The following is a 4,803-nucleotide window of genomic DNA, read 5'->3' as shown; positions in this document are numbered from 1 at the left end:
GGCTAACAGGGTTGAGACAAAGTGTTAAACCGGTATTAGCCTAAAGTCTAAGATGCTCATGTCCCCACATTTGTTACTGTCTGAGACTCAGGCAGTCCTCAGTGACTGAAGATAAGAAAAACAATAATACTTTCAGGAGCGTCTTTTCATGTCTGCTGATCCTTCCCGTGGTAATCATCAAAGTGCAGCTGCCGCCTATTGGCGGGAGAACATACGCATACTACTTTCCTTACTGGTGATCTGGTTCGCCGTTTCCTTTGGTTGCGGCATACTGTTCGTGGACCAGCTGGATCAAATCAGCTTTTTCGGCTTTCCATTGGGCTTCTGGTTTGCCCAGCAGGGTTCCATCTATACCTTTCTGGTTCTGATTTTTGTCTATATCGGGTTGATGAACCGTCTGGACCGAAAATACAACGTTCAGGAGGAAGAGTGAGATGGCGACTCAAACACTGATCTTCCTTTTTGTCGGGTTATCGTTTGCGCTCTATATCGGTATTGCTATCTGGTCCAGGGCTGGCTCAACCAAAGACTATTATGTGGCCGGTGGCGGCGTTCATCCCGTCGCCAACGGTATGGCAACCGCAGCGGACTGGATGTCGGCGGCCTCTTTTATTTCCATGGCCGGTATTATCTCCTTTATGGGGCGTGACGGGGCCATGTATCTGATGGGCTGGACCGGGGGATATGTATTGCTGGCCATGTGCCTTGCACCTTATCTGCGCAAATTTGGCCAGTTCACTGTGCCGGACTTTGTCGCTGAACGTTACTACAGCCAGACCGCCCGGGTGGTTGCTGTTATATGCGTTATCTTTATCTCCTTTACCTATGTTGCCGGACAGATGCGCGGAGTCGGTATTGTCTTCTCCCGTTACCTGGAGGTGGATATCAATATCGGGGTCATGATCGGGATGGGTATCGTCTTTGTTTACGCTGTGCTGGGGGGCATGAAAGGCATTACCTACACTCAGGTTGCGCAATACTGTGTGATGATTTTCGCCTATCTGGTGCCCGCGATCTTTATTTCCATGATGATCACTGGCAACCCGATTCCCCAGCTGGGCTTTGGCAGTGACGTTGAAGGCACTGGGCTCTCGGTGCTGGAGAAACTGAACGGTCTGTCTCAGGAACTAGGCTTTGCCCAGTATACCGATGGCTCCAAGTCCACCATTGACGTGTTCTTTATCACCATGGCTCTGATGGTTGGTACTGCGGGTTTGCCCCACGTTATCGTGCGTTTCTTCACCACCCCAACGGTGCGTGACGCCCGTAAATCGGCCGGTTATGCGCTGCTGTTTATTGCTGTGCTCTACACCACAGCGCCAGCGGTGGCCAGCTTTGCCCGTATCAATCTGCTGCAGACGGTTTCTGAAGCTGAATATGAGCGGCTGCCTGAGTGGTTTGCCAACTGGGAAAACTCGGGTTTGATGGCCTGGGTCGACAAAAACGACGATGGCAAAATTCAGTATCACCCCGGTGCTCCGATCGAAGGTAAACCGTCGTTTATTGACGCACGGGGTGACAGTGGTGAACGACTGGTCAGCAATAACCAGACTGGCAACGCCAATGAACTGTATGTTGATCGCGACATTATGGTGCTGGCCAACCCAGAAATCGCCAACCTCCCCGGTTGGGTCATTGCACTGGTAGCGGCCGGAGGTCTGGCGGCGGCCCTTTCTACCGCAGCTGGCTTGCTGCTGGTTATTTCCACCTCCATTTCCCATGACCTGCTGAAGCGGAATCTGATGCCCGGCATTACCGATAAGCAGGAATTGCTGGCGGCCCGTATTGCTGCCGCTGCCGCTATTGGTGTGGCTGGTCTGGCAGGCATCTACCCGCCAGGGTTTGTGGCCTCGGTGGTGGCTTTTGCCTTTGGCCTGGCGGCTTCTTCATTCTTCCCCGCGATTCTTTTGGGTATCTTCTACAAGCGGATGAACCGTGAAGGGGCGATTGCCGGTATGGTGACAGGCCTGCTGTTTACGGCTTCTTATATTATCTACTTCAAATTTCTGGGGGGCACTGCGGAACAGTGGTGGTTCGGCGTGTCACCAGAAGGCATTGGTACCCTGGGTATGTTGATCAACTTTGCGGTCTCCCTGGTGGTTTGCCATGCTACGGAGGCACCACCCAAAGCGGTGCAGGATATGGTGGATGATATTCGTATTCCCCGCCGTGGCGGGAAAGCATCAGAGCCCGTAGAGGAGGGTGAGACAGTTCGGGTATGAAGCCACTGAACCGATAAACAATCCAGAGCCGCTTTCCGTTGGAACGTGGCTTTTTTTCGATTCTTTGATCCTGGTCGCCTCTGTTGCAGTCAGCCGGTGTTATCGTAGCCGGTATCATTTTCTGGCAATTTTTGTGTCGCACCTGATATTCATTTTCCCAAATACAGAACTTAAGTGCTTTACAGGTGTCTAAACTGCCAGTCGTTATATTCTGCCTATGGAGTAACCAGCGTGGTTTCAAGAACTGTTTGTCTATCTCTGCTTTTGCTGTCGGCACTGGCCAATGCCGTGGATGATCACCATAAGTTGTTGTTAAGTATGAAGCACTATCTTGACGATGAGGTGGTTACAGAGGTTAATTTTTACGGCACCGGGATTGATCCTAATGTAATGTCGAATGAGGAAGGCCAGTTCAGGCTGACGGTTGACGGGGTTGAAATAGATGCCGTGAATGACTCGACTTACTGGCGATTGAATAAACTGAGGCGTTCATTCAGCTATGATACCTTTTCTCAGGGTATTCAGCAGCTTGAGCCAGGCTGGGCGACGTGCAAACTGGGTGGTCCGGCCAGTGGCATCATTTTGGAAACCCGTTATCTGACCTATCAGGACCATAACATTATTCATGATGAGATGAGGCCGGTTTATGACCGGCCATTAAATTGCCTCTATCAGCCCAGGTATCAGCCGGTGAATGACCATGCCCGGGAGGCTGCCCGAGGCGTATTGGAAACCTTGAGAACCATTGCTGAATTTAGCAATTAACCCGTCAATGGAACTTTTAGCAGAGGCGATGTCATCGCCCCTGTTTACATACACGGTGGTTATTTAAGACCGATAACCACCGGAATGCTTCAACTGAAGAAAAGTGATACAGCATCAAAATAATAAAACAATTGCTTCGCTAGCAATGTGCTAGCATTGGAAATGGATCACATCGCTCAAGGAAGCACAATTCATGGCCACCCTGACCATACGAAACCTGCCAGACGAACTGATAGAACGATTAAAAGCCAGTGCCAAAGCAGGCAACCGCTCGATGGAGCAAGAGGTTCGGGAGTTGCTGGAAGCTCGCTATCAGAAAAAGTCTGATCTCATTAAAGCTATAAGAAATAGCTGGAAAGAGTTGCCGGAAACCTCAGCCAAAGACATAGAATCCTGGCGGCATGAGGGGCGGCCATGACCCAGGCCGTTATCGATACCATGGTGTTTGCCTATGCTCTGTTTAATGAACCCGTGCATCGGCAGGAAGCTGTGGCCGTATTGGCAAAAGTCGAGCACATCCATGTACCTGATCTGTTCCGCTCTGAGTTCTGTAATGTTGCCTGGCAGTGGCTAACCCATCAGCAGCTGAGTCTTCAACAGGCAATACAGGCCATCGAAAGAGCCGAAGCCCTGATAACGTCGGTAACCACTAGTGAGCAGTTATGGTTCAGAGCACTGGAAGTAGCCACGTATGCAAAACACCCGGCCTACGATGCGTTTTTTGTGGTATTGGCGGAAACGTTAGACTGCCCATTGGTCACTTGGGATAAAAAGCTGTTGTGCAAATTTCCAGAGATAGCCGTTGAGCCTGGGACGCTGTTAAAGTCTTGAGTGCTAACCCCGGTTTTATTTATTGAACTGAGCAATTAACCCATCAATGGAGCTTTTAACAGAGGCGATATCATCGCCCCTGTTATAAACACGGTGGTTATTTAAGACCAATGACTACCGCGATTTCATCACCATCAGTCCAGGGCCTGCCGCGCAAATCACTGTAAGTGGCCTGAATTTCCAAGCCGTGTTGTTCAAGCTCACTGCGCAGCATGTCAAGGGTAAAGTACTGTAGCCAGTTATAGACCGTCCACTCCCGTTCTTCTTCACAGATAACATACTTGTCCAGGGTGACCAGTTCAGGTCTGTATAAGAAGGAAGACTGGATACACCAGTAGTCCAGGTAATTGCCCAGATGGTATTCGATGTCCAGGTTCGACCGGTCTGCCTGCTGGCTTGCGTACTCAAGAGAGTTTTGAGAGAAATCAAGACCCACCACAGTGCCTGTTCCCTGTTTTTTCAGGCGCTGGGTATACAGCCCCGGGCCGCAGCCAAAGTCTATGACCGTTGAAGATTGATTAAGGCCAAAGCTTGAAATAAGCCAGCTGACCGATTCATCAATAAAATCAAACGATCTGGAGGCGGCGTTGATATCCGGGTTTAGATGGTAGGCCATCATTTGTCTGGCAATATGAGGATCTGCCCACAACACTGCTGCTGTGTAAGATGACCACGCAACAGGCTTAGCTGTTGCGTTATTGAGTTGTTTGAACATGATTTTAATCCGAACTGAGCCATGGCTGATCTTTGTGAGCAGCCAATCACGGTTTGACAGGGTCAGAAACAAAAATGGCCTGTCACTCGACTCTCAAGTTTTTAATGCACGAGTGTTTGATATTCTGGCAAACGGTACTTGAGTGAGGCAGTTGGCATCATCCTCCCCAGCTCCCTGCCTGCCATATGCTTACTGGATATTCTCTCCGGGCGATAGTCTTCGAGAGACTCCGTCAGTTTCTTGAGCTTCTCTTGAGGATTTTCTGACTCC

The 4,803-nt window shown here is 50.1% G+C and carries 6 protein-coding genes; 5 read left to right on the top strand and 1 reads right to left on the bottom strand.

The annotated features are described in order from the left end of the window. Positions 1-148 precede the first annotated feature (148 nt). The 5 genes from ACO6V1_RS22415 (at position 149) to ACO6V1_RS22395 (ending at position 3,818) form a co-directional block, all read left to right on the top strand. Complete coding sequence (locus ACO6V1_RS22415) at positions 149-433, top strand: DUF4212 domain-containing protein (RefSeq protein ID WP_422450348.1); 285 nt, start codon at positions 149-151, stop codon at positions 431-433. 1 nt (position 434) lies between these two features. Then, positions 435-2,222, top strand: a complete 1,788-nt coding sequence (locus ACO6V1_RS22410; RefSeq protein ID WP_422468683.1) for a sodium:solute symporter family protein — start codon at positions 435-437, stop codon at positions 2,220-2,222. 231 nt (positions 2,223-2,453) lie between these two features. Next, a complete protein-coding gene (locus ACO6V1_RS22405) occupies positions 2,454-2,987 on the top strand; it encodes a hypothetical protein (protein WP_422468681.1) in 534 nt (177 codons plus the stop codon). A 193-nt stretch (positions 2,988-3,180) separates the two neighbouring features. Continuing rightward, positions 3,181-3,405, top strand: coding sequence for a FitA-like ribbon-helix-helix domain-containing protein (locus ACO6V1_RS22400; protein ID WP_422462618.1), 225 nt, complete (start codon positions 3,181-3,183; stop codon positions 3,403-3,405). After that, complete coding sequence (locus tag ACO6V1_RS22395; RefSeq protein ID WP_422468679.1) at positions 3,402-3,818, top strand: type II toxin-antitoxin system VapC family toxin; 417 nt, start codon at positions 3,402-3,404, stop codon at positions 3,816-3,818. The genes ACO6V1_RS22400 and ACO6V1_RS22395 overlap by 4 nt, the downstream gene beginning before the upstream one ends. A 97-nt stretch (positions 3,819-3,915) precedes the next feature. On the opposite strand, the gene ACO6V1_RS22390 is transcribed toward ACO6V1_RS22395, so the two are convergent. Beyond that, entirely contained in the window at positions 3,916-4,533 is a 618-nt protein-coding gene (locus tag ACO6V1_RS22390) for a class I SAM-dependent methyltransferase (RefSeq protein WP_422468677.1), read from the bottom strand. Positions 4,534-4,803 lie beyond the last annotated feature (270 nt).

This window comes from Endozoicomonas sp. ALC013 (genome assembly GCF_049310205.1).
Taxonomy (GTDB): domain Bacteria; phylum Pseudomonadota; class Gammaproteobacteria; order Pseudomonadales; family Endozoicomonadaceae; genus Endozoicomonas.
The sequence above is the reverse complement of the archived record's forward strand: the minus strand, read 5'-3'. Positions and strand labels throughout refer to the sequence as shown.